This is a genomic window from Coprococcus sp. BIOML-A2, assembly GCF_009875795.1.
Classification (GTDB): Bacteria; Bacillota; Clostridia; order Lachnospirales; family Lachnospiraceae; genus Coprococcus; species Coprococcus aceti.
Window position 1 is genome coordinate 576,054 of sequence record NZ_WWSI01000001.1, and the last position, 25,413, is coordinate 601,466.

Genomic DNA, 25,413 nt, shown 5'->3' on the forward strand with positions numbered 1-25,413 from the left:
ATCGTCTTTGACTAGGCCTAGTGCTATAATCAAGTAATCTTCTATTTGATGACGTTTTATTTATCTGCATTTTCACCATCTGTATTTTTATCTTCTGCGCATCCACATCTTCTGTTCGTAGTTGCATAATACGCTTCCCATATCCCTGAGTATATTATATTCCTGAGTATTCCTACATTCTCAATAATAGGAAGCATCTCATACTCTTTTGCAAGTGGTGCCACCATCATCATCAGAACATCCTTCGTCCACTCTGCAAGTTCCTGCCATTTGCCCTGATCTATTGGGTTATCCACACCCACTGATTGTACCTCAACACCCAGCTCATGCGCAAGTCTACACACGAATGGATTGTAGTTTCCGGCACCTATATCCTTCTCTATATCGTCATACGCGTCCATTATGTAGACAAATTTGCCCAGATAATAGCCTATGGTGCGGAGATATGATTCCCACTCATCATGTTTCGGGGCACATATCTCTGCCATTATATTGCCAAAATGCCCCGACAATGCATCCATGTCATCAGATCCTGCCTCCTCCAGCTCGCTTATCGCCTTGAGGTTATCCACTATGCTGCGAATCTTCTGTGAATACTCTTCCTTGAGTCTCCTGCCATTTTTCCCGGCGAGCAGCACATCTGCATAAAGCTTCCGGGTAAACATATGCTCATCGTCCCAGTCATCTATACATTTATAATAGGTAAGGATCACGTTCATGTCAGCAACATAGTCTGTGTACTCATTCTGTACATAAGTATGCTTTGATGCCGGGTGTGCGATGCACCTTCGGCTGCCCGAAAACTTCTCCGGTTCATATAGCCCTGTCAGAAGAAGTACCAGAAATGTCATGTCGTAGCTGAGGCTGATCTGTCCTCTGGCACCATATCTGTCCTTCAGCGATTTGCACAGGCCGCAATAATACTTACGGTATTCATCATATTCTTTCATCTTAAGCTCAGGCTGGTTCACCACTATATATCCAAACATCTCTCAATCTCCACACTGTATTCCAATATACGACTTTATCAGTCTGCGCTGTTACTATGACTTCTTCACAAATCTGTTGCCGCACTTAGGGCATCTGATCTCTATCTTGCCCTTTCCTCTTGGCACTCTGATCATCTGCTGGCATTTGCTACAGACAAATATCTTGTATTCCTTGCCGGCTTCCTTCTGTTTCTTCGCGCGCTTGAATATATTTCTCACGCCCGCGGTATGCTCCATGAACCATCTGTTCTGCGCCGCGCGCTTGTCATAGTTCTTGGACATGATCCTGACATATCCATATATGAACATGAGAAGTCCAAGGAAATAAAATATCCCTGTCTTGATAAATGCATCCAGCACCATAAATATCAATCCGCCCCAGGTAAGAAATGATGACAACTGATCGTTGCCGTACCTGGATCTCATAAATCTTATAAATTTGTCTTTCATAATTCACCATTCTCCTCGCAAATTCTTACATTGTCTCCAGTTTCTCTGCAGATTCCTGGAGCTGTCTGTAGGCTTCCTTCATCCTGCCCATCTCCACGTCATCTACATGATTCATGTCTGTTCGTGTCACAAGCTTCCTCAGATACTCGCAGTCGCTCTTGATCCGTTTCATTTCTTTTTTATCGAGCTGTGCGCCCTTGGTCTCAAGAAGATTCTCTACCTTATATACATACGCCTCGGCCTCGTTCATAATGTCTTTGAACTCTCTGGCTCCAGCCACATCATCCTCGTACTTCTTCGCATCCTCCCTGGCTCTGCGGATCTCCTCCTCCGAAAGGTTGGTGCTGGATGTGATCACTATCTGCTGTTCCACACCCCTGCCCAGATCCTTAGCTGAGACCTTGAGAATACCATTTGCATCCATGTCAAATGTGACCTCGATCTGAGGAACGCCCGCCATGGCTCTCTTGATACCGCTGAGTCTGAAGTTGCCTAGCAGCTTGTTGTCCCTTGTGAAATGCCTCTCGCCCTGGTATACCTTGATCTCGACATCCCTTTGGAAATTGCCCGCCGTGGTAAATATCTTTGATGCCCTGGTCGGAATGGCTGAATTTCTCGGAATGATGACATTTGCCACGCCTCCAAGGGTCTCGATGGACAGCGAGAGAGGCGTCACATCCATGAGGAGTATATCATTCACCTTGTTCGACACGGTGAGCTCGCCGCTGAGCTTGCTTCCCTGAACCGCCGCACCCATGGCAACACACTCGTCCGGGTTCATATTCTTGGATGGCTCCCTGCCGGTTATGGCACGAACCTTATCCACAACCGCCGGTATACGGGTGGAGCCACCCACCAGCAGCACTTTATCTATCTGATTTCTCGTTATGCCCGCATCGGACAGCGCCTGATTCACGGGTCCCGCCGTTCTCTCCACCAGATCATAGGTGAGCTCGTTGAACTGCTCCCTGGTTATCGTCATATCCAGATGCACCGGCTGATTCTTCACCGTCGATATAAATGGCAGATTGATGTGTGCAGTCTGCGCGAATGAGAGCTCCTTCTTGGCATTCTCACAAGCCTCCCTCACTCTCTGGGATGCCGTGATATCCTTCGCCAAATTGACCTTTGTCTCCTTTTTAAAGGTCTTGATGACGTAGTCCTGCAGCCTCTCATCAAAATCATCTCCGCCTAGATGATTGTCTCCCGCGGTGGCAAGAACCTCTATGACGCTGTCCCCTATCTCTATAACAGACACGTCAAATGTTCCTCCGCCAAGATCGTACACAAGTATCTTCTGCGCCTGACCATTGTCCAGGCCATAGGCAAGAGCCGCCGATGTAGGCTCATTTATGATTCGAAGCACATTCAGCCCCGCTATTCTTCCGGCATCCTTGGTCGCCTGCCTCTGGCTGTCGTCAAAATAAGCCGGGACTGTTATGACTGCATCAGATACCGGTCTGCCCAGATAACTCTCAGCATCGCTCTTCAGCTTTGCAAGTATGATGGCCGATATCTCCTGCGGTGAATAATCCTTGCCGTCTATCCTCTTTCTGTATGTTGTTCCCATCGCTCTCTTGATGGATGTGATAGTTCTGTCCACATTCACAGTCATCTGTCTCCTGGCAGCCTCACCCACCAGTCTCTCGCCATTCTTCGTGATGGCTACTATGGAAGGTGTGGTCCTGCCACCCTCCGAATTCGGTATGACGGTTGGCTGATCGCCCTCAAGCACTGCCACACAGCTGTTTGTTGTTCCCAGATCTATTCCTATTACTCTGCTCATATATGTCAACCTCTCTGTTATGGTATTCTGATCCACTCATGGGGACGGAGGGGTCAGGCACCTCCGTCCCCATCTATCGTATATAATAACCATCACTTATGAACATAATTTGGACAAAAAATAAAGTAAGTATAAAGTTCGGTTAAGAGAGTATAAAAAAGGGGACGGAGGTACCTGTCCCCTCCGTCCCCGGACTGAATATTCTACTTTGATGCTTTCTCTGCCTTGATAACCGCCTGGAATTCCTTTATATCCTTTGCGATCTCTCCGCTTAATGCCAGCAGGCAGATAAGGTTCGGAATCGCCATGAGCGCATTCGCTATATCTGAGAAGTTCCATACAAGATCCAGTGATATAGTCGCGCCTACGTATACAACGAGCGAGAACACTATCCTGTATATCATATTGTACTTGTGCGACTTGAACAGGTACTCGAACGCCTTCTCTCCGTGATACTCCCATCCAAGAATCGTGGAGAATGCGAAGAGCACAATTCCTATAGTTACGAGCCAGCCTCCCACCTTGCCAAGTGCAGAGCCAAATGACAGGATCGTGAGAGCCGCACCTTTTATAACAGTTGAGCAGGCAAATGTTCCATCCTCAGCAAATGTATAATGGTTTCCGGCTACATCAGTCCATGTACCGGTAAGACTTCCTATGGCAGCCTGACTCTCCTCCACCACAAGCTCACTTGCAAGCTTTGTATTCTCATCCTTGTTGAGTTCGTCGGATGGAAGAACTGAAAGCGTCAGGGTATTTGACGAATTGGATGTATCTGTCAGGATGAGCTGGTCATCTGTGAATTCATATGTATAATCCGTCGTGGTAGTCTTGTTATCAGAATCAACAGCCTCCACAGTAACCGCCGTTCCGCTCACCTGATAGCTGCCCTTTGTACTGTTCTCAGTAATACCAAGCACACCCGATGATGCAATACAGAGACCTGTGATGGTGCAGACTACTATAGTATCCCAGAATGTACCTGTCATATTGATGTAACCCTGACGGACAGGATTGTCTGTTGTGGCAGCTGCCGCTGTGATGGCCGCCGAACCCATTCCAGCTTCATTTGAGAATACTCCTCTGGCAACACCGAATCTCATGGCATTCATCATAGCTGCTGTGATCGTACCACACAGACCGCCACCGACTGCCTTGACTGAGAATGCCATCTTGAATATCATGGCAACTCCTGCCGGAAGATTCTGGATATTGACGATTATTACAATAAGTCCGGCTACAACATAGAATATCGCCATCAAAGGAACAACAACTGATGACACCTTAGATATGGTCTTGATTCCTCCAACTATTATAAGAAGGGCAAAAACCGTAAGTATGATTCCTGTAACATATGTAGGCACGCTGAATGTGCTGCTAAGAGATTCAGATATGGAATTGGCCTGTGTCATATTTCCTATTCCAAATGAGGCGATGACTGCAAAGAGTGCGAACAGCCAGCCCAGCACTGCGCCGAACTTCTTATGCTTGAATGCTTTCTTCATAGTGTACATAGGACCGCCGCTCATCTCGCCCTTGGCATTCACCTCACGGTACTTGATAGCAAGCATACACTCTGAGAACTTGGATGTCAGTCCAAATGCTGCGGATATCCACATCCACACCAGTGCCCCCGGACCTCCCGATACCATGGCCGTTGCAACACCAACGATATTTCCCGTTCCTATGGTTGCAGCAAGCGCGGTGGTCAGTGCCGAAAATGGTGACACGTCTCCGGTTCCTCTGCTCTTTGTCCTTGCCTCCTTGCTAAGTGTACTCTTCAGCGCATAGCCGAGATTCCTCCAGGGAAGAAACCCTGTTCTGATCGTCAGAAATATTCCCGTTCCAACCAGAAGCACCAGCATGACCGGTCCCCAGACAAATCCGTCCACCGCCGACACGATCTCATTTAACTTTTCCATACAACCGCCTCCTCTTTCCAGGTTATCCATACCATCCGACCCGGCACTCCCCTCATTTTTTGTCCCGAATCAGTTTATATACCCGTAAATTTACTTTATTTTTGCCACAAAGTCCAGAGTATTGTGGTGTTATAGTTATTTTCCTTTATTAATTAAGTTATGCGAGCGGTTGGCGAAATATTATGCGGTGTGGTGGTCATTTAAAATTCACCGTTATCGGACATATCTCCGCCTTGGTTCCAACCCGCATATCAGGGCCAAACACACCGACTCCGGATGTCACTATGTTGTGCATGCCGTCAACATTCAGGTAACCGCAGGAATTTTCCCACATCATCGCCACAAGGATGTTGCCTGGGAACATTTGTCCGTCATGGGTGTGTCCACACAGATCCATATCCACACCTGCCGACGACAGCTCCTCCAGCTCCTTTGGTTCGTGATCGAGAACTATGATAGCTTTGGACTTGTCCACATTTTTCGTTATCTCATCCGCCGATACTCTGTCAGTGACTCCATTTCCCGGTCTATGGGCATCGCGGCGGCCATAGATGTATATGGAATCGTTTATCAGCACTCCCTCGTCACGAAGAAGTGTGATTCCCGCTTTCTCTATAAACTCGTCCATCTCCGGGCTGCTGGTCTTCTCCTTCTGTCCGCCAAATGTAAATCCGGCAAGCACCTGCTCCTGTATATCGTGGTTGCCATAGCAGGCATACACTCCATACTTTGATTTGATCCCCCGGAGTATTTTCTCAAGCTCCTCCGGCTGGTCAACGGCTTCCCATTCGTTGTCAAATATATCACCCGCTATCAGCACCAGATCTGCGTCCTGCTTATTTATGGAATTCACTATTCTTTGAACCTGCCTGACACCTATGTTGTATCCAAGATGAAGATCTGCAACCAGCACTATCTTCATGGAATCCATCTTCTGACCATTCTCATCCTGTGCTTCCTTATTGATGGTCACATCATAAGGCGTCACCCGCACAAGTCTCGCATTTACCACTCCCCAGATGGATATGCATATAATGAGTGTTGCGCACGCACAGCCCACTATCCTGCGTACCCTCGGCACGCATATCTTATCTTTGCTCACTCTGAATACATGAAGCAGAAGGAATCTTCCAAGCTCAGCTATCACTATGAAAAATATCATATACAGCAGAACGCCCAGCCAGTAATTGCCCACCAGCTTCATGCCACGTCTGAACCTTCCCTGTGGCAGGAAGAATGCGATCACCAGCGCCGACGCCAGAAATGCGTATAGCACTATCGGGACTATCCAGCCCTTCTTGCCTTTGAGTTTCGGGAAATATGCCTGTACCCAACCCTTTATTCTCCAGAACAAATATATATTTAACGCTATGTAAAAAGGCGCAATAAAAATTGCTATCATCTTTTTTCTCCTTTGTTTTTCTGACTGGCCAATATACATATTGACGGCAGTCCTTTGTACGATTTATTCATACAATAATATACTCCCAACACCACACATACACAAACTTAATAAATCGTAATTCCACCGTCATCCCCTAATATCCAAATATATTTAAAGAAAGTACAAAATTATCCTAAATCACAAAAAAATAGCCCGAAAGATACAAAATCTTTAAGATTTGTACCTTTCGGGCCGTATTCTCTTGATCAGGGATAATTTTTTCCAAAATGCCTGTTTTAAACCCTAATATTATATCCCTTAGTCGTTCTTCTTCACTCCGAGAGTTACCTTCTCGCCGTTGATGTTCCACTCCTTAGAGTAACCATCAACTGAACCGGTGATGATCTCTGTTGCCATAACGTCGCCGATGATGGCATCCGCATTTGCTGCGATGATGTCATTTGCCTTCTGGCTTCCGTCAGCGTATACAGTGATCTTGTCCATAACCTCGAATCCAGCCTCTTTTCTCATAGTCTGAACCTTGGATACTATCTCACGGACAAATCCTTCCTCAAGAAGCTCCTCTGACAGATTTGTGTCGATAACTACTGTCACACCGCCGTCTGCCTCAGATACGAAACCGTCCATCTGAGCCATGTCGATCAGAAGATCAGCCTCAGTGAGTACGATCTCCTCTCCGTCTGCCTCAAACTTCAGAGCGCCCTCTGCCTTGAGCTCTGCCATGGCTGCGTTGCCATCCAGTGCTGACAGATGCTCCTTGATCTTACCAAGGTGCTTACCGTACTTAGGTCCGACTGTACGAAGCTGTGGCTTGAAGCTGTATGTTGTGTAAGCGCTTACATCATCATCGAACTCAACGTTCTTCACGTTCAGCTCATCCTCGATGATAGCCTTCTCCTCACCGAAAAGCTTCTTGTCAGCCTTGACATACATCTTGCCGATTGGCTGTCTGTTCTTGATATTTGCTGTATTTCTTGCTGCACGTCCCAGAACTACGATCTTCAGGATCTCGTCCATAGCTACCTCGAGCTCTGGATCGATCATCTTCTCATCCACCTCAGGGAATGAGCACAGATGAACTGAGAGAGGTGCATCCTTGTCTATATTTCTAACCAGATTCTGGTAAATATCCTCTGCCATGAATGGGAGCATAGGAGCTACTGTCTGTGCTATAGTAACGAGCGCTGTGTAAAGTGTCATGTAAGCATTTACCTTGTCCTGCTCCATGCCCTTTGCCCAGTATCTCTCACGGCCACGACGGACATACCAGTTACTCATGTCATCCACAAACTCCTCGAGAACTCTTGTTGTCTCAGGGATCTTGTATGCGCCAAGGTTTGCGTCAACTGCCTTGACTGTTGAGTTCAGCTTGGACAGAAGCCACTTATCCATAAGTGACAGCTTGTCGTACTCTAGCTCATGCTCAAGTGGATTGAAGTTGTCTATATTTGCATAGAGTACATAGAACGCATATGTGTTCCACAGTGTACCCATGAACTTTCTCTGACACTCAACAACCGCATCCTCATGGAATCTGTTAGGAAGCCATGGTGCTGAATTGCTGTAGAAGTACCATCTGATGGCATCTGCACCATATTTGTTCAGAGCATCCATAGGATCTACCGCATTTCCCTTGGACTTACTCATCTTCTGTCCGTCCTTATCCTGGACATGTCCGAGAACGATTACGTTCTTAAACGGCGCCTTGTCGAACAGCAGTGTTGAGATCGCCATAAGTGAGTAGAACCATCCTCTTGTCTGGTCAACAGCCTCACTGATGAAGTCAGCAGGGAAGTGCTTCTCAAATATATCCTGATTCTCAAATGGATAGTGCCACTGTGCAAATGGCATTGATCCTGAATCGAACCAGCAGTCGATAACCTCTGTAACTCTGTGCATCTGCTTGCCACACTCAGGACACTTGATGGTTACAGCGTCGATAAACGGACGGTGAAGCTCGATGTCCTCAGGGCAGTTGTCACTCATCGAACGGAGCTCTTCCTTTGATCCGATTGCATGTCTGCAGCCGCACTCACACTCCCAGATGTTCAGCGGAGTACCCCAGTAACGGTTTCTTGAAAGTCCCCAGTCCTGAACGTTCTTCAGCCAGTCGCCGAAACGACCCTTACCGATGCTCTCCGGGATCCAGTTTACAGTGTCATTATTCTTAACCAGCTTGTCTCTGACTGCTGTCATCTTGATGAACCATGTATCTCTTGCGTAGTAGATAAGTGGTGTGTCACATCTCCAGCAGTGTGGATACTCATGCTCGAACTTAGGCGCATCGAAGAGAAGTCCCCTTGCGTCCAGATCCTTGAGTACCTCAGGGTCTGCATCCTTTACGAACATTCCGGCAAATGGAGTCTCCTCAGTGAGGTCACCCTTGCCATCTACAAACTGTACAAATGGAAGATCGTAGTTTCTTCCAACATTTGCATCGTCCTCACCAAATGCAGGTGCGATATGAACGATACCTGTACCATCTGTCATAGTTACATAAGTGTCACATGTGATGAAGTGGCCCTTCTTGTGCTGCTTCTCACATACAGGCTTTACGCACTCATAGAGTGGCTCATACTCCTTGTACTCAAGATCCTTACCGACATATGTCTCAAGAACCTCGTATGCAGGAACTGCTGCCTGATCGTCTGCTGCTTCCTTTGCAAGACCGCCGAGAACCTTGTCTGCAAGCGCCTGTGCAAGATAATATGTGTAGCCGTCTGCTGCCTTAACCTTCACGTATGTCTCATCTGGATTTACACAGAGTGCTACGTTTGAAGGAAGTGTCCAAGGTGTTGTTGTCCATGCGAGGAAATATGCGTCCTCTCCGATAACCTTGAATCTTACTACTGCTGAACGCTCCTTGACTGTCTTGTATCCCTGTGCAACCTCATGGCTTGAAAGAGGTGTACCACATCTTGGGCAGTAAGGCACGATCTTGAAGCCCTTGTACAGAAGTCCCTGATCCCAGATCTTCTTCAGCGCCCACCACTCTGACTCGATGAAGTCATCATGGTATGTTACATATGGGTTGTCCATATCAGCCCAGAAACCTACCTTGCCTGAGAACTCTTCCCACATGCCTTTATATTTCCATACGGACTCCTTACATTTCTGGATAAATGGCTCCAGTCCGTACTCCTCTATCTGCTCCTTGCCGTCGATTCCCAAGAGCTTCTCAACCTCGAGCTCAACAGGCAGACCGTGTGTATCCCATCCGGCCTTTCTGACTACGTTATGTCCCTTCATTGTCTGATATCTAGGGATCATATCCTTGATTACACGTGTGAGAACGTGTCCGATATGTGGCTTACCATTTGCTGTTGGAGGGCCATCATAGAATGTGTATGTTGGCAGATCCTTTGTCTCTTCAACACTCTTCTCAAATACCTGATTTTCTTTCCAGAAGTCCAATACCTTCTGCTCTCTGTTCACGAATTCCAGTTTAGTCGAAACCTTGTCGTACATGTCGTCTTTCCTTTCTGTGATAAATATAAAAAAGCCCTTCGTCGTAATCAGGACGAAGGGCTTTGAGTTCGTTATACCACCTATTACTTACATACTAACATATGCGCTCCCCTTAACGCAGGAAATACGTCAGAGCCTACTTGATATGCCACAAATGCCTCACCGATTATCACCGCTTTGACACCGCAGCTCTTTTGGTCTGCAACTCCAGAGTGATATTCCGAAAGTCTCTACTGTCACCGGGCTCGCACCGCCCCCGGCTCGCTGCTGATCTCGCAGACTCCGTACTGTCTCTGTCATCGTTTTTAACTTATATGATCCAGAAAACCGCCTGTATAAGCCATTTCTGAACCTATCCATTCATTAGTATAGCAAGTATTTGTGGTTTGTCAATCGCAATATGCGCAAATAATTTACTATTCTACTTCTTTATAACCACATTCTTTGTTGTGCTCCATGCAGAATAGTAAGTTGTTTTTCCTACCTTCTTGAAGCTTCTGACTCTCACATAATATTTCTTCTTAGCCAATTTTGCTATTGTGACATTTGACTTTTTAGCTCCGGTCACTTTTACAGTCTTTGCCTTGGCAAAATTGCTCTTTACAGAATACTGTATCTGATATCCTCCTGCCTTGGAATTTACCGACCACTTAACCGTCATCTTCTTTCCTGCCTTGTTCGTGGTCTTGGTAACCTTTGACGAAGTGATTCTCATAATGGTTTTCTGATTGCTGTCAGCCGCATTGTAACTTGTCTTGCCTGCCGTCTTGCACGCAACAATCTTATATGTGTATACCGTTCCATTTTTAGCTGACTTATCTGTATAGCTCAGTATTGTGTTTTTGTTTATATTGGCCAGCTTGCTGTACTTTCCCTTTCCAGCCTTTCTGTATACGATATATCCACCAGCTCCATTATTAAGATACATATAAAAATTTCTTACGTTTTTTATATTATCACCATGCATATACAAATACAATTTGTTTTTTATGCATATTTACTACAAAACACGTTCGTATTTATCTAATATATACAAAAATCTCATGAACTGAGAAATCAATCCTCAATCCATGAGATTTATTTTCTAATATACGTAGAGATCATAGTCTACAAGATACCACTTACCGCCAGTCTTTATAACTGTGTATATGATCTCGCCATCTGATTCGTCAGTAGATCCTTTTATCTTGACATCAAGGTCCACCTCGTAGCACTTGTCAACCGTCATGTCGACATCCAGCATGTCAAATGTATCATTTACATCCTTAAGCTTATCCTCGTCATATTCCTTCTCTGATCGGTCCTCGACCTTGATACTCTTGACCTTGCCTACCTCATCTACCATGTCGCTGACCTGCTCGTTGAATGTATCCTTGACATAGTCATCACTGCCTGTATAGCTTCTTATTCTGTTATACAGCTTGTAATATTCCTTGTCCATCAGATCAACCATGGCATCGGCATCGCCTTTTTCATAGGCTGTCACCAGCTTGTCTCCGACCTTCTTGGCACTTCTCTCACCGGAACCACCCGCCAGGATCAGAACAACGACTATTATCGCGATCAGGACTGCCGCTGCGATTCCTCCTATTATTGCTATAAGCTTCTTGTTCACCTTTTTACCCGGCTCCATAACACCCGGAGTCATGCCCGGCTGCTGGCTGTACTGTGGCTGCCCATACTGTGGCTGCCCAAATCCTCCATACTGTCCACCTGTCGGCTGGACATTTCCACCAAACTGCTGACCCTGACCGTACTGCGGCTGACCATACTGTGGCTGTCCAAATCCTCCATACTGTCCACCTGTCGACTGGACATTTCCACCAAACTGCTGACCCTGACCGTACTGCGGCTGACCATACTGTGGCTGTCCAAATCCTCCATACTGTCCGCCCATCGGCTGTCCAAATCCACCCGGCTGCTGATTCTGCTGTGGCTGACCCGGGTTCGGCTGCCCTTGTGCACTGTTCTGCACCGGAGAAAATGCGCTCACTCCCGGAGTCGTGAGGACAGTAGTTCCCTCGTCCTCATCGTCGTCCATATCATTAAATCCATTTACGTTATTCTCGTCCATCTTTCTCTCCTTATTCTGCTCATCCCTTTTGCTGCTCTGGAACAATAATGTTCCCATAGAATCATGGTAGCATTTTATATCTGCCATGTCCAACTAAAAACATCACATTACCTCAAATTTTACACTTTATTACCTGTTTTCTTTCGCTATTATGTAATAAAAGGCGTTATGATGATGAACACACAGAATAAAAAAACAATCCGCCACGGATACAAATTGTATCCATGGCGGATTCTTCTATTTCTTTTGATATTATCTCTTCTTTATTACAACCGATTTCTTTCCACTCCATGCGGAATAGTAAACCTTACCATCAATCTTCTTAAAGCTTCGTACTCTGACATAATATCTCTTGCCCTTAGTAAGTCGTTTGATGGTCTTACTTGTAACTGAACCTCCGTTTACATTGGCCGTCTTTGCAGATTTAAACGATGCATTGTCTGCATACTGTATCTGATATCCGGTGGCCTTGGCTGCCTTATTATATGTAACCTTGGCTGTTCCGGCCGATGCACTTGTGAATTTCTTCAGCTTCACGGCAGGTACATAACTTCCTGTCTTCTCGCCGCCAAATGCCGAATTGTATGTCACATCGCCAAATGTCTTATAAGTTCTTATCTTATATGTATACTTTACACCCACATTTTTAGCTGTGACGTCCACGAACGATGTTGTATCCGGATTCTGAACAACACCTGCTATCGTATATGCTTTTCCATTTACTCCTCTGTAAACAACATATCCCGATGCCGCTTTATACTTCTTCCAGCTCAACTTTATTCCATTTGCTGTGTTGTCAATGGACTCAACTTTTCTCACACCCATCTTGATGTCAAATGTGAGTGTCTTCTCCCCTTCATAGTCACCCTTGAATTTGATGACAACTTTGGCCTTGCCGATATTCTTGTTATTTGAATATGAAACGCTGTAATTTCCTGCGGCAACCTTTCTGCCCTTTGAGTCTTTTACCTCTACCGCAGGCTTCTTAGCTGTACCATCATACTCAACAGCGCTGTATGCAAGCCTGATACTCTTTATCCTGTATATACTCTGAGTTTCCTTGCTGGCTGACTTGCAGTTTTTGCACACATGCGCCTTATATCCGTCACTGGTCTGTGATGCCTTTTTCTTAACCGTCCACACCGTCTGATAATCGTGAGGAACTGTGGTCTCATCGTCTATGATAGTATCCTTTTCTCCGCAGTTATTGTCACATTTTGCCGTCTTGGTTCCCTTCTGCGAACATGTGGCATTTCCATCTGACTCATACTTTGTGAAACTGTGTCCTGTAGCAGGGATCACCTCGGTCTCATATATATCCTCATCCTCAATATACCTTGTCTTCTCTCCGTTCTCAGTACATGTCGGAATCTTGGTTATGATCCATCCCTCGTCATCTCCATCCCCAAACTTCTGGGTCTTTGACTCGGCATACACCCATTCTGATGAACCCGTATTCTTATATCTGAGATCCAGAGTCACATCTGTGTATGTGTCATTTTCCACAACAGACATGATTCCCTGAATGATATTTCCATATGCATCAGTCCATCTTCCGCTGACAAATGGTGTCTTCTGGCTCTCATTATTTGCATATGTTATCTTTATATCTCCGGTTACACTGTATCCGTCCTCCGTCTTCTTCACCTTGCATCCTGATATGCTCACAGCGGAGATATCGTACTCGTTCTCTACCTCTGCCTCCACCTTCTCAGGAGTGATCGTCACGCTTCCTGTCTGCTGCGACGCAAGGCTGATCCTGAATGTATAACTGCGGTTCGCCTCAAATGTCCTGTCTATAATGAGTTGTCCGCCGTTCCGTGAGTATGTCTTTTCCAGAACCCCATCAGCATAGATTCTGGTGTATACTGTATTATCTCCGCAGTCCACCGTAAATCTGTACTCTCCGGTCTCCGTTGGGATAAATTCATACTCGATGCCCTCTCCGTCATAGCTTATATCCGCTGTTGTCTTCTGACCCGGTGTTATTTTTCCATTACCTGTCACATACGAATCGTGATATGTAAATGTTATCTGATCATCTTTCTCTCTCGCATAGAGTGCTATAATATAGCTTCCCTTTTTCAGAGAGAAAGCATCTCCACTGCTATATGTATCTGAAAAGCTGCCATCATCCTCAATGGTATATATACCCTTAAGCTCAAAGCCCTGTCTCTGAAGGGATACCACTCCATCTGACGCAATATCAAATCTGTACAGCTTTACATCCCCAGTGTTCTCAACACCTGAAAGCACCGCAGGCTCACCTGATATCAGGTACTCCAGCTCATCCACATTCAGATCTACGACGTCAAATGATGCTCCCTGAACTTCACAATCGTCAGCCATTCCCCATATGGAAGGTATTATCTCATATAATCCGGTCTGTTCTGTTATCGTGTCGATGCTTAAATAGCTGCTCACCCTGCCGTTTTTCTTGATCGTAAAGCTTATATCATCGTCATCCGCGCCAAATGTTCTGGTACTTCCATCAGAATATGTGACAACGGTTTTTATGCTGCCCTTGATCTCATCAAATTCCCTCAGATATTCAGTCTTAGAAACGGTTGTGCTTACACTTACAGCCTTGACGATCTCCTTCATTGTCACGCCGCATTTATTTACATTTTTTCCCGGATACACACATACATACAGATCCCCGCCTGCTGTGTCAAATCCCGCACTGCCAAATCCATCAGATGAATAAGCCACGTTGTTAGTCGTTATCTCTGTTCCATTTGCATCCAAAATCCTGATGCCATCGATCTTCTCATCAGCGGATACCACATACGAACCCGCCTGGGCACTTACCTTATATACATACACATATCTGTCGCCTGAAATATCAAGCGTCTTTGAGCCGTCCCATGTTCCAAGGCTCATGCTCTGTGCAGTCTTCACTGCAAATGGTATCTCAACCGTATCCATGCCATCCGCACCAGCAATTGCAAGTTCAACCATGTATCTGCCAGTATCAACCCTGCCGCCAAAGCCTGCGATCTCGACATACTTTCCAGTTTTCTCGTTATATCTGTACCATGTACTCGTGATCAGCTCATTATCCTCGCTGTCACCGACACTGGCCTCTTTTACACTGCCATCATCATATACAAACTGGAGAGTCTCTCTATCCAGAAGGTTTTTAATACCTGATAATTTCATATCTGGAAGGAATTCATAGGTTCTGTTATCTCTCAGCTTCCATGAACTGATCTTTGAATTTGACAAAGTTTCTCCCCTTGTCACATTCATGCTCCAACTGGTCTGCGTATCTCCCCACTTGTCCTCTACTCCGCCATCGAGACAGATATAGTATGTATTGCCGCTCTCAAGTACAGCCTCGCCATCCGATACACTAAGTTTCTTCAGATCATACATTGTCTCATCATCAGCGTCAATTTTGCTGTAGATCTCCATACCGCCCACTGGGGCAAATGTATACCTAGCGGATGTCGAAGGCATAAACGTATAATATGCACTGCCATTCTCCGACAGACTTACCTGGTTAGATCCCTCCGCAAGACTTCCGGCAGCAACATCCTCTATATCCTTTATCTCTATGTCATATGCATAAGAGTCCTCACTATACAGTGTGTATATCCTAATCTGTGCCGCTCCGACAGGGCACTCATTTTCCATATCTGTAACTATCTCAGCACGTACCTCGTCTCCTCTGGAGGTTTCCACACTGTCCGAATCGTCAAACACCAGCTCCTCTGTTTTTCCGTCAGCATACGAGATCTTTACTCTGGTTCCATCTACATAACTGCTGATATCCTTATCATAGCTGCCCATTCTGATAAAATCTGTGTTCTCGGGAACAGCAATCATATCTGTTACTTTCGGAATAAAGCTCAGTCTCACATTTGTCTTGGAAGTAGATAACTCATTATACAAGCCTACGTAATAAGTGCTGCCTCCAGTAAGTTTTCCTGTAACCTCTACCGGGCCCTCATCACCGGACTCATATACACAATAAGGACTGTCGCTTTCTATTACCACACTTCCGTCAAATGGCATGACAAAACTGTAATAGGCCTTGTCATACTCATCCGTTCCGACACTCACATTGTTGTCACCTTCGGAGAGCTGTCCTGCGCTCAGCTTGTCTATGGACACTACCTTAAGCACTGCCGTGCCGAGCAGCTCCTGATCTTCCTCAGCCGCATCATATCCCACAGCTACTTTGTACTCGCCCTCTGAAAGAGTTACACCTTTTTCATATTCGTACTCTTTCCAGTTATCATCAGATGACGAATAATATACTGTATATCTGTTTCCATTACTGTATCCACTTCCACCGGTCAGATCTATGCTTTCCGTGGACTTATCATTATACTTTATTGTACTGCTCGCACCATTCATGAAGCTTATCGGCGTTCCGGCTGCCCATTCGCTCTTTGCCAGCTTCAATGTCACCCCTGAAGGTGCCGCATACTTCTTCGCCTTGAGCCTGACCTCATTCAATGTTTCATTGTCATCATCCGTTGTTCCTGAAAGTCTGACATAATAGATCTTTCCCTTGACAAATGAATACCTGTCATTATCGGTCTCAACCACCGCCATGTCCGAATCATATACATCTATAAATGCAGTTGATGATTTATCTACTTCAAACACAAAGTCAGCAGTTGCAGATGGTATAAATCTGTAATACTCGTAACCGTCCACCCTGGTATCATATGCGTAGGTATCCGTCTCACTGATATTCCTTTTTCCTACAAAATATTCAGCAGGAGTCTGCACCTTTGCAGTGTACGAATCGTATATCTTGGTCGACTGGTTCGGCTCACTATCCATTTTATCTGTAAGCTGAACAGTATACGTACCGGCCGGAAGTTTTTCCGCATCCGCATACGATACCATATCCCCTTCATCGCCCTCATAATAATAACTTCCCTTGGAATCCTTCACCCACAGACTGTATGTAACTCCATCTATCTTACAGTCTGAGCCGCTGATACCTGAACTGCGCACCTTTCCACCGGAATAGGTTACCGTTGCGTACGCCGATGTTATGGAGTCTGGTGTTCCCTCCAGTATCGTTGTATTATCCGGCACCATTTTTATTGCCGCCACATCCGGAAGCTTTCTCACGCTTATATTTGCACTTTCGGAAACTGTATAAGAACGGGCATACTTAGACCCAAGAATGTATTTCTCCCCCGCAGTGCACTTGTATACCAGCCTGCAGCATCCACTGCCATCCTTTTTACCTGTAGCAAGGCGCTTACTCTTACTGTTATACAAGGTCTCCTGAAGCATCAGCCGTGACTGGCTTCCCTGCAATATTATCTCATAATATCCTGTCTCATCCGTGACAAATGATATTTTACTCTCCTTGCCATTAAATATGTTCACAACCCCATAGTCACCCTCAAGCTCTGAAATATCCTCTGTAGCTGCTGATATCTCAGCTTCATTCATCTGTACGGCATACGCTGTCATATTTGACAGTAAAGTCTGTGCCTGTGCAGTCGTCATCGGTATATGAATGCACGACGACACCATGGCTACAGTTACAGCCGCAGCCATTATCCCCTTCAATTTCATATGTAACCTCCCTTTTTCTCCCATACATATTCAGCACATTTATGCCGAATATATAAGCACAAAAAATTACAGCCTCATATTATCATGAAGCTGTAATTTAATACAATATAATTAATAATTATGTATAAATAACACAATATCACTTATGCAATTTTACTTTCTAACCAGATGGATCTGGTAAGCATTGTACTCGCCGAACTTGAGTGGTACAGGAAGTCCTATCTGGTCAAGTCCCTGTCCGCTGTACTCTGCGCCGGTCTCCTCGTCAACATATGTGGCATCCACATCAAGTCCCTTTACTCTGACAAAAGGTACAGGGGCATTGCAGAAGCTCTCCACCGTCACGATATTGACAAGGGTCTCTGACTTGTCCCTTGCGACAAATGACCATGCAGCTACACCTTTGCTCTTATCCGCATCCGTCAGTCTGTAGTAAAGTCCATTATGAAGAAGATCCCAGTACTTCTTGTAGTTTTCTACCTGAGCCTTTACCTCTTCCTTCTCCTCATCGCTGACCTTGTTCAGATCAAGCTCGTAGCCAAAGCTTCCTGCCATGGCAACAACGGCTCTTGTATTGAATGGAGTTGTCCTGCCTGTCTGATGATTTGGAACCGCTGATACGTGTGAACCAACCACCGATATAGGATAGCCAAATGAAGTTCCATACTGTATGTCAAGTCTGCAGATGGCATCTGTGTCATCACTGCACCAGATCTGTGGTGTGTAATACATCATTCCGGCGTCAAATCTTCCACCGCCACCGCTGCAGCCCTCGATGAACATCTTTGGATATCTTGCCTGAAGTCTCTCCATGAAGTCATATACACCGAGTACATACTTGTAGAGGATAGTTCCATTGTTCTGGATTCCTTCGGTCATGGAGTATACGTTCAGTATACTTCTGTTCATATCCATCTTTATGTAATCAACATCTATCTTGTCCAGCACTGCTGTCATCTGGTCAAATATGCAGTTTACGACCTCTTTTCTTGAGAAGTCCAGATTGAGCTGGCTTCTTCCCATGACAGGCTTTCTTCCAGGGATCACAAATGCATAATCCGGATGCTCCTTGAACAGCTCGCTCTTCTCGGATACCATCTCAGGCTCGATCCAGATACCGAACTTCATGCCGAGATCCTTAACCCTCTTGACAACATCAGCCATAGGGCCGCCCATCTTATCCTCATTTACAAACCAGTCGCCGAGACCTGACTTGTCGTCATTTCTCACACCGAACCAGCCATCATCCAGAACCAGCATCTCAACGCCGAGCTCTGAAGCCTGCTTTGCTATATTAACTATATCATCACCATTGAAATCGAAGTATACTGCCTCCCAACTGTTGATGAGAATAGGTCTCCTCTTTGTCTTGTACTCACCGCGGCAGATATTGTATCTCACAACGTCATGCATCTTATGTGACATGTCAGCAAATCCATCAGGTGAATAAACCATAACTACCTCAGGTGCCACAAACTCGCTCTCAGGATAGAGCACATACTCAAACATCTCATCCTGAACACCCATATTGAGTCTCACCTGATCTGTCTGATCCTTCTCAACCTCACAGTTGAAGCTTCCGCTGTAGAGAAATGAGATTCCATAGCAGTCACCTGCATCCTCATTCGCATCCTTGCCTGCTATAACCACAAATGGGCTGTGCTGATGGCTTGATGTACCCCTTGTGCTTCCGATCTTCTTCACACCATGATTTATAGCTTCTCTCTCATACATGCGCTCCATAGCATGTCTTCCGTGGAAGTGGATGAGATCATAATCACCTGTCACAAAATCCAGGCTCATACTTGATGCCTTTGCCACAAATATATCCGCATCGCTTATATTTCTGACTATAGCTGATCTTGTGATCAGATCCTTATCCTCTATAATTCCATACAGAAGATCAACCTCCACTCCCACCTGAGGATCCTGAAGAACGATCTTAAGGGTCTCACCCTTCTCGCCGTCATTTGTGTAAGCAGCAGGAAGTCCCTTGAGACTATACTTACTGTCCATCACCTCATATGAAACATATCTGAGATCACATCCATGTATTCCCTCTATGTCCTTTATGTTGAATGCCGGAGTCCTGAAATCTCCGTTGCCGTAGCAGCTATATTCCAGTGGAATGTTGTCCAGAGAGAATTCTCTGTGCTCCTGTGCTTCATAAGGATTGCCTGAGAATCCTCTATCGTAATGAGTTATGACATATGACATATCCCCGTCCATTTTCTTGCCATAATACAGATGAGCCAGATACCCATAGTCGATCACCTTCATCTGATATGTAGTATTTTTGGTGTTCAATGTGAAAAGCTTTTTCTCTTCATTTATCAATATTGCCATGCCCAAGTCCTCCTTTTCGTGATCTCCAGTTTCTCTACAGCCAAATTTCATTTGACTGGTCTTTCCTCATAATTTATCTACAACCGGCTCCGCCGGATTGTATTCCAAGTTCCACCATGTAGTCCACAAATTTCTCCACATATCCATAATCCGCCGCATATGCTGACAATCCAATATATGCCTTGCCATCTGTGTACTCAGTAAGTCCTGCCGCCTTGTATCCTTCAGATACATCTATTCCGACAGGTATCTTCTTCCCCTCTTCATCCTCGTAATAAATTATCCTATCCTTATACTTATCATATATATCGCCGACCTTCTCATCCGACAGGTCTGCAAGTCTGCCGCTCTTCGCCAGACCTATGAGATTGTCATACTGGCACAAGACTGCCTGAGCAGTGTCCGCCTCAAGGTATGCCAGCACCTTCATATAGTAACTGTTCTTATAATCTGAGTTATTTGCCAGATTAAAAAATGCATTGTTGTCAAATGTAACCCTTCCCGGGAGATTTTCTTCCCCTACATACGACACAAACCCCTGTGTCAGCCTGCAGTCCTCTGAAACATCATCGTAGTTGTTCACAAGGACGACATCCAGTATCGGCTTGTCCTCCCTCGTTGCAAACACAACAGTGAAATACACTACAAGTCCCACGAGAACGACCGCACCGATTATCCAAAGCTTGTAATAATCCCAGATATATCCTATTTTTTTGCGGGTGGAGTCCATCTCTTTGATCTTCTGTTTTTCTTCTTCCGTGATTATCGGCTTTTTCATAGACGTCCTCCTTTTGTTTCGCACTTACGATATATTTTGGAGTGGACGCATGAGAGGCGCTTCGCGCGGCGTCCACGGCATCGTAAATACTTCGAATTTACGATATATTTCACAAGGGTGGCGTCAGTAACCGACGTCACCCTGTGGTCATATATAATATCTTCTTTAACTTTCTTTAGAGCTTTCCACCTGATGTTGCAATACCTTCTACGAACTGCTTCTGGAATATCAGGTATATAACGATCATTGGTATACATGATATAAGAGATGCAGCCATCAGCTGTGGATAATTGGACTGATACTGTCCCTGCATTGTTGCAAGAGCTGCTGAGAGCGGCATCTTGTTTGCACTGCTGTTTACAACCAGTGGCCACATCAGATCCTTGAATGCGAACACTGCTGTGAATATTCCGAGGGCAACCATAGATGATCTTGCAAGTGGAGCCATAACGAACACGAATGTCTTTGGAATGTTACATCCGTCAAGTCTCGCTGCCTCCTCGAGATCTCCAGGAAGTCCCATGTAAGCCTGCTTGAGCAGGAAAGTACCAAACGCTGTTACGATACCTGGGAATACCAGGGCGAACATTGTATTTGTCAGTCCCATCTTACTGATCATCAGGAACTGTGGGATGATGAATATCTGTGAAGGAATCATCATCTGGAAAAGTATCAGGGAGAACATAAAGTCTCTGCCCTTGAACTTAAGTCTTGCAAATGCATATCCTGCGAGTGTTGCTGTGAGACATGCACACACAACTCTAAAGAATATGAGCAGTAATGTGTTCTTGTAGAGAACAAGGAAGTTCATGTTATTCCAAACAGTAGTGAACGCGTCTGTACGCCACTGTGATGGGAATATTACGAATGGACTTACCGAAGTTGCCTCTGTTACTGTCTTAAATGCTGTGAGTGTCATCCATACAAATGGCACTATCATAATGATTGAGAATATGATCAGAATGAGGTGAATCAATAATCTCTGCATTCTTCTCTTAAACTGTACGCCTCTTGTCATATCGATTCCCCCTTCCTAGTTATAATGAACCCACTTCTTCTGACCGATCATCTGGAATACTGTAAGTACCATGATGACTGCGAGAAGAAGAACTACTATTGCTGATCCATAACCCTTGTTACCATTCTGGAATGAGTACTGGTAGAACAGATATACGATGGATTCTGTCTTCTTGAGGGCCGGATTGGAAATATCCATTACCATGTATACAAGGTCGAATACCTGAAGTGCTCCGATTACTCTTGTTACAAGTACGAAGAATACTGTAGGGGAGAGAAGTGGAAGAGTGATCTTGAAGAATGCTCTTACTCCTGATGCTCCGTCAATATCCGCTGCCTCGTAGTAATCCTTAGGTATCTCCTGAAGTCCTGCAAGGAACAGAACCATGTTGTAACCAATGATTGACCATACACCGATGATCGCAACTGAGATCCATGCGATCTTTGGATTGGATATCCACTCGATCTTTGTACCGAGGATGTGGTTTAACAGACCGAACTGTGAATTGTATAACCATCTCCATACCATGGCTACAGCTGCAGGTGCAACTACCATTGGCAGGAAGAATATTGCTCTGTATATTGTTCTTCCGTGCATCTTACGATTCAGGAATACCGCAAGTATAAGTGCGATGGCGATTGAGAATGGAACCTCAATGATCGCATACTTGAATGTATTGAGAAGTGACTGCCATACCTCAGGGTCAGCAAACATCTTCTTGTAATTTGCAAATCCTGCAAATGATGAATCTCCGAATGATCCAACCTTACAGAATGACTGATATATTGTCTGTACTATAGGCCATAAGTTAAGTACGATGATTCCTATCATTGTTGGGAGGATGAATGCCCAGCCCCATTTGCGCTGGTTTCTTTCCCATGTTGTTGACTTCTTTTTCTTGAACTCTTTATCTTCTGCTGCTGCCGGCTTAACTGTCTGTGTCTCTGTAGCCTGGATTATCTCAGCCGCTTTTTCTTCAACTTTCTTGTTGTTATCTGACATAAAATCCCTCCTCTTATTCATTTATATTGTAATTAACACCCCGCCTGTTTCTGGTAAGCAATGGGTAGGACCTCCATCCTACCCACTGTTATGTTATCTTATAAATGCTCTGTAGGATTACTTGTCTTCCTCATCGATGTACTGGTTCATCTGAACTGCGAAGTCCTTACATGACTGCTCCATCTTTGATGGATCTGCCCATGCATCTGCGAAGAAGGTCTGTGCTGCCTGTGACCATACTGTTGAATTGTATGTGTAAGGTCTGAGTACAAGCTCATTTGTTACGCCTGGAACTGTCGACTCCTTTGTGATATCAAGGTAAGCGTTGAGGTTGAACTTATCTGTACAGTTAACCCACTTGTCTGATGTGTTGTTGTAAGCTGACATTGTTACACCGAGCTCAGCCTGCTTCTCCTGCATCTCCTTTGAACCGAACCACTCGATAAGCTTCCAGCAGTCATCTGGTCTCTTTGTGCCTGCTGATGCAGCCCATCCAAGTCCGTTACAGATAGAAGTTCTCATACCTGTTGTCTTGTCATATGGAAGAATTGCTACATCACAGTTCTCAACGAGATACTCGTTGTCAAGGAATCCTGCTGTCATCCATGAACCCTGTGTGATCATTGCTACTGTGCCTGACTGGAACATAACGTCTGTACCTGTCTCTGACATTGTTGTTGCTGGTGGGCAGCAATCCTTGAGGAGCTTTCCTACATAATCCATAGCCTTGATAGTGTTGGCATCATCATATCCTGACTTTGTGTGATCGTCATTTACGATGTAACCGCCCATTGAGTAAACCATGTTGTAGTAAGTATCCTGATCGTTTGATGTGTTCATACAGAAACCGTACTGTGAACCGTCATCCTTTGTGAGTTTCTTAGCTGCATCATAGAGATCATCCCATGTCCAGTTCTCATTTGGATACTCAAGTCCTGCATCATCGAACATCTTCTTGTTGTACCAGAGAGCGATTGTATCGTAATCCTTTGGTATTGCATAATATGAACCATCATATGTGTAGAGCTCTGTGATCTCTGACATGTAGTTGCTCATATCAACTTTGTCACTCTTTTCGATGTAGTCATCGAGCTTTAAGAGCTTGTTGTTCTTCATGTACATCTGTGAGTTGTTGGAGTGCATCCAGAATACATCCGGCATATCTCCACCTGATGCTCCAGCCTCAAGAAGTGTCCAGTATGAATCCCACTCCTTAACCTGTACATCAACCTTGATTCCTGTCTCTTCTGTGAAAAGATCACATATCTGCTGCAGACCCTTCTGCTGGTTGTTATCCCAGATAACTACCTCAAGTGCATCCTTGCTGCTGCCGCCCTTACTTCCATCGCCGCCGCCACATGCGCACAGTGAAAATGCTGTTGCTGCTGCAAGCCCTACTGCCACTGCTTTCTTCATTGTTCTTCTCATAAAACATTCCTCCTTTTTACATCACCGGCAGGATTTACGACACCCACATTCTCTTTCATACCCTGAATTCTGCGTCCTGTTCTGCCGGTTCGCCTTACGGCGTTCTGTGTGCTTCCTATGATTGAATTATAAAATTTTGGTGAAGATTTTTACATGGAAAAATGTCAAAATGTCATGGGTTTTTGTCACAAATGTATATTTTTAAGTAGTTAAGTTCGCTGTTTTTGTGCTATTTTATGGTAAATTGTAGAATACATATGGTAAATTGTAAAATTCGCTATATATTGGCATACCTTTTTGTGCTATAGTTAAACAAACGATATTATCACTTTTTACATCAGGAGGAATTTTATGAACATTTTCAACAGTGACGGCTGGTTTTCCAGATTTTTTGGAACGCTCGGCGATATTATAATAGTGAACATTCTATTTATATTGTGTAGTATTCCCATAGTCACCATGGGAGCTTCCATGAGCGCAATGTATTTCACTCTGTTAAAGAAGCAGAGGACAGGCGAAAATGGAGGTGTAGTGAAATTATTCTTCAAAGGCTTCAAGGATAATTTCAAACAGTCAACGATTTCATGGCTGCTATTCCTTCTTATATCATTTATATTCACTCTGGATTTCAACCTTTTTGGCAAGGGTGGTCCACAGGAAAACAAGCTCATGTACTACACCAGTGTCGTGCTTATGATATTGACATGCTTCATCGCAATTTACCTGTTCCCTGTCATAAGTGCCTTTAAGAACACATTGAAGAACCTTCTCTTGCAGTCCATTTACCTGGCAGCCAAGAACTTCATATTTACAATAGTGATCATGGTTCTCTACACTCTGCCTGCATATGTTCTGCTATCCAGCACTCAGGTATTCATGGTAGGTATATTCGTGTTCATAGTATGTGGCTTTGGCCTTATAGCATATGTATCATCATTCATGTTTTTGAAGGCATTCACCCCATATCTGGATGAGGTCACAAAGAAGTACACGGACGACGATCCTGCTTCATGGATGCACAGCGATGACCAGACATCTGAATCAGATGAGGATAATCCCGAATCCACAAAGGTGACCAAGAAGCTTATCGTTGACAATTCATATCATGGCAGACAGTAGTTTTTACCGTATATCGTAAATACAGCAAAGGCGGATGTGCGACAAATCGCACACCCGCCTTTTGCTTAATTCAAA

Annotated in this window: 15 protein-coding genes; 1 reads left to right on the forward strand and 14 read right to left on the reverse strand. The window is 44.9% G+C overall.

The genetic code is table 11. The annotated features are described in order from the left end of the window. Positions 1 to 56: 56 nt before the first annotated feature. The 14 genes from GT575_RS02675 to GT575_RS02740 all read right to left on the reverse strand — a co-directional run bounded on the left by GT575_RS02675 (position 57) and on the right by GT575_RS02740 (position 24,219). Complete coding sequence (locus GT575_RS02675; RefSeq protein ID WP_161171430.1) at positions 57 to 989, reverse strand: DUF5685 family protein; 933 nt, start codon at positions 987 to 989, stop codon at positions 57 to 59. Positions 990 to 1,043: 54 nt separating this feature from the next. Beyond that, entirely contained in the window at positions 1,044 to 1,439 is a 396-nt protein-coding gene (locus tag GT575_RS02680) for a hypothetical protein (RefSeq protein WP_015534466.1), read from the reverse strand. A 25-nt stretch (positions 1,440 to 1,464) separates the two neighbouring features. After that, on the reverse strand, positions 1,465 to 3,225 hold the full coding sequence (gene dnaK / locus GT575_RS02685) for a molecular chaperone DnaK (protein WP_161171431.1): 1,761 nt from the start codon (positions 3,223 to 3,225) through the stop codon (positions 1,465 to 1,467). A gap of 203 nt (positions 3,226 to 3,428) precedes the next feature. Further along, positions 3,429 to 5,147, reverse strand: a complete 1,719-nt coding sequence (locus GT575_RS02690; RefSeq protein ID WP_161171432.1) for an alanine/glycine:cation symporter family protein — start codon at positions 5,145 to 5,147, stop codon at positions 3,429 to 3,431. Between the two features lie 196 nt (positions 5,148 to 5,343). Continuing rightward, positions 5,344 to 6,549, reverse strand: coding sequence for a metallophosphoesterase (locus GT575_RS02695; protein ID WP_161171433.1), 1,206 nt, complete (start codon positions 6,547 to 6,549; stop codon positions 5,344 to 5,346). A gap of 300 nt (positions 6,550 to 6,849) precedes the next feature. Beyond that, a complete protein-coding gene (gene ileS, locus GT575_RS02700; protein ID WP_117874356.1) occupies positions 6,850 to 10,020 on the reverse strand; it encodes an isoleucine--tRNA ligase in 3,171 nt (1,056 codons plus the stop codon). A gap of 421 nt (positions 10,021 to 10,441) precedes the next feature. Next, a complete protein-coding gene (locus GT575_RS02705) occupies positions 10,442 to 10,948 on the reverse strand; it encodes a hypothetical protein (protein ID WP_161171434.1) in 507 nt (168 codons plus the stop codon). Between the two features lie 156 nt (positions 10,949 to 11,104). Then, complete coding sequence (locus tag GT575_RS02710; RefSeq protein WP_055222357.1) at positions 11,105 to 12,181, reverse strand: hypothetical protein; 1,077 nt, start codon at positions 12,179 to 12,181, stop codon at positions 11,105 to 11,107. A gap of 165 nt (positions 12,182 to 12,346) precedes the next feature. After that, entirely contained in the window at positions 12,347 to 17,647 is a 5,301-nt protein-coding gene (locus GT575_RS02715) for a hypothetical protein (RefSeq protein WP_161171435.1), read from the reverse strand. 153 nt (positions 17,648 to 17,800) lie between these two features. Further along, a complete protein-coding gene (locus GT575_RS02720) occupies positions 17,801 to 19,993 on the reverse strand; it encodes an alpha-galactosidase (RefSeq protein ID WP_161171436.1) in 2,193 nt (730 codons plus the stop codon). A 73-nt stretch (positions 19,994 to 20,066) separates the two neighbouring features. Beyond that, entirely contained in the window at positions 20,067 to 20,771 is a 705-nt protein-coding gene (locus GT575_RS02725; protein WP_055272033.1) for a hypothetical protein, read from the reverse strand. Between the two features lie 175 nt (positions 20,772 to 20,946). Next, positions 20,947 to 21,789, reverse strand: coding sequence for a carbohydrate ABC transporter permease (locus tag GT575_RS02730; RefSeq protein WP_161171437.1), 843 nt, complete (start codon positions 21,787 to 21,789; stop codon positions 20,947 to 20,949). A gap of 15 nt (positions 21,790 to 21,804) precedes the next feature. Further along, the gene (locus GT575_RS02735; protein ID WP_015534456.1) at positions 21,805 to 22,791 is read right to left on the reverse strand and encodes a carbohydrate ABC transporter permease; all 987 of its coding nucleotides are present in this window, start codon (positions 22,789 to 22,791) and stop codon (positions 21,805 to 21,807) included. A 117-nt stretch (positions 22,792 to 22,908) separates the two neighbouring features. After that, positions 22,909 to 24,219 carry an ABC transporter substrate-binding protein gene (locus tag GT575_RS02740; protein ID WP_022058397.1) on the reverse strand — a complete coding sequence of 437 codons (1,311 nt, stop codon included), beginning with the start codon at positions 24,217 to 24,219 and terminating at the stop codon, positions 22,909 to 22,911. 351 nt (positions 24,220 to 24,570) lie between these two features. Between GT575_RS02740 and GT575_RS02745 the strand changes: the two genes are divergently transcribed. Next, positions 24,571 to 25,338 carry a YesL family protein gene (locus GT575_RS02745; protein WP_015534455.1) on the forward strand — a complete coding sequence of 256 codons (768 nt, stop codon included), beginning with the start codon at positions 24,571 to 24,573 and terminating at the stop codon, positions 25,336 to 25,338. The last annotated feature ends 75 nt before the right edge of the window (positions 25,339 to 25,413 follow it).

Excerpts from the sequence above, each read along its gene's own strand:
- GT575_RS02680 (WP_015534466.1), bottom strand. The coding sequence starts at position 1,439 with ATGAAAGACAAATTTATAAGATTTATGAGATCCAGGTACGGCAACGAT.
- GT575_RS02690 (WP_161171432.1), bottom strand. The coding sequence starts at position 5,147 with ATGGAAAAGTTAAATGAGATCGTGTCGGCGGTGGACGGATTTGTCTGG.
- GT575_RS02720 (WP_161171436.1), bottom strand. The coding sequence starts at position 19,993 with ATGGCAATATTGATAAATGAAGAGAAAAAGCTTTTCACATTGAACACC.
- GT575_RS02725 (WP_055272033.1), bottom strand. The coding sequence starts at position 20,771 with ATGAAAAAGCCGATAATCACGGAAGAAGAAAAACAGAAGATCAAAGAG.
- GT575_RS02740 (WP_022058397.1), bottom strand. The coding sequence starts at position 24,219 with ATGAGAAGAACAATGAAGAAAGCAGTGGCAGTAGGGCTTGCAGCAGCA.
- GT575_RS02675 (WP_161171430.1), bottom strand. The coding sequence starts at position 989 with ATGTTTGGATATATAGTGGTGAACCAGCCTGAGCTTAAGATGAAAGAA.
- GT575_RS02730 (WP_161171437.1), bottom strand. The coding sequence starts at position 21,789 with ATGACAAGAGGCGTACAGTTTAAGAGAAGAATGCAGAGATTATTGATT.
- GT575_RS02735 (WP_015534456.1), bottom strand. The coding sequence starts at position 22,791 with ATGTCAGATAACAACAAGAAAGTTGAAGAAAAAGCGGCTGAGATAATC.
- GT575_RS02715 (WP_161171435.1), bottom strand. The coding sequence starts at position 17,647 with ATGAAATTGAAGGGGATAATGGCTGCGGCTGTAACTGTAGCCATGGTG.
- GT575_RS02695 (WP_161171433.1), bottom strand. The coding sequence starts at position 6,549 with ATGATAGCAATTTTTATTGCGCCTTTTTACATAGCGTTAAATATATAT.
- ileS (WP_117874356.1), bottom strand. The coding sequence starts at position 10,020 with ATGTACGACAAGGTTTCGACTAAACTGGAATTCGTGAACAGAGAGCAG.
- GT575_RS02705 (WP_161171434.1), bottom strand. The coding sequence starts at position 10,948 with ATGTATCTTAATAATGGAGCTGGTGGATATATCGTATACAGAAAGGCT.
- dnaK (WP_161171431.1), bottom strand. The coding sequence starts at position 3,225 with ATGAGCAGAGTAATAGGAATAGATCTGGGAACAACAAACAGCTGTGTG.
- GT575_RS02710 (WP_055222357.1), bottom strand. The coding sequence starts at position 12,181 with ATGGCAGATATAAAATGCTACCATGATTCTATGGGAACATTATTGTTC.
- GT575_RS02745 (WP_015534455.1), top strand. The coding sequence starts at position 24,571 with ATGAACATTTTCAACAGTGACGGCTGGTTTTCCAGATTTTTTGGAACG.